The following is a 1,247-nucleotide window of genomic DNA, read 5'->3' as shown; positions in this document are numbered from 1 at the left end:
GCCACGGTCGTCGTCACGGCGGTAGGAGGGACGGTCGCCCTCACGACGCTCGGGACGCGCAGGACGGTCGTCCCGACGGTCATCACGCCGGAACGCCGGCCGCTCACCGCCACGGTCGTCCCGACGGAAGTCGTCACGCCGGTCATCCCGACGGAACGGCGGACGGCCACCCCGGTCGTCCCCGCGCCGGTCGTCGCGGCCTCGGTCGTCGCGCCCACGGAAGCCGCCAGTACGCTCGCCGCCACGGTCGTCGTCACGACGGAAGCCGCCGCTGCGCTCGCCACCGCGGCTGTCGTCACGACGGAAGCCGCCACGGTCGTCGTCACGGCGGTAGGAGGGACGGTCGCCCTCACGACGCTCGGGACGCGCAGGACGGTCGTCCCGACGGTCATCACGCCGGAACGTCGGCCGCTCACCGCCACGGTCGTCCCGACGGTCATCCCGACGAAATCCCCCACGGTCCCCGCTGTCCCGACGGTCGTCGCGCCGATCGTCCCGACGGAACGCCGGACGGTCATCGCGGCGCGGGAAGCCGCCACGGTCCTCACCACGACGCTCGTCACGCCGATCGTCTCGGCGGTCATCCCGGCGGAAGGCCGGCCGGTCCCCGTCACGGCGGAAGCCACGGTCGCGATCACGGTCGTCACGGCGCGGACCCGCACCCGCGGGGCGGTCGTCGCGCCGGAATGCGGGGCGAGGCCCACGGTCGCCCTCGCGACGGTCGTCCCGTCCCCGGAAGCCACCGCCGCTGCCGCGCTGCTCACCGCGGTTGTCGTCGCGCCGGAAGCCGCCACGGTCGTCCCGACGGTCATCGCGCCGGAAACCTCCGCGGTCACCGCGATCGTCACTGCGACGGTCATCACCACGTCGGTCGTCGGGCCGGCGGTCGTCCCGACGGCCGTAGCCGCCACGGTCGTTGTCCCGCCGGTCGTTGTTGGGGCGCGGCCCACCGCGATAGCCACCACGGTCACCACTGTCCCGTCGCCGCTGGTCGCGCTCCGGTCGATCGTCGGGAGAGTTGGTGGACATGGTGACTCCTGTCTTCGGTACCGCAAGTCATTCTCGCGCAGCCGGATACCCGGCGCGCTCCGGAAAAACAAAAAAGGACCCCTGGTCCCAGCTGTACGCTGGTGACCAGGGGTCCTTCAAAGATTGTTCGGCGGCGTCCTACTCTCCCACAGGGTCCCCCCTGCAGTACCATCGGCGCTGTAAGGCTTAGCTTCCGGGTTCGGAATGTAACCGGGCGT

The 1,247-nt window shown here is 71.9% G+C and carries 1 rRNA gene and 1 pseudogene; one reads left to right on the top strand and one right to left on the bottom strand.

Annotated features, from left to right (window positions below):
- Positions 1-1,134 (top strand): annotated as a pseudogene (locus ACFU5F_RS42455) (hypothetical protein); the annotation flags it as partial.
- Between the two features lie 20 nt (positions 1,135-1,154).
- Here ACFU5F_RS42455 and rrf read toward each other — a convergent pair.
- Positions 1,155-1,247, bottom strand: a 5S ribosomal RNA gene (rrf, locus tag ACFU5F_RS42450); the annotation flags it as partial.

The organism is Streptomyces sp. NPDC057438, from assembly GCF_042802995.1.
In the GTDB taxonomy this organism is placed as follows: Bacteria; Actinomycetota; Actinomycetes; order Streptomycetales; family Streptomycetaceae; genus Streptomyces.
Note: the sequence above shows the minus strand (reverse complement) of the source record. Positions and strands in the feature narration are given on the sequence as shown.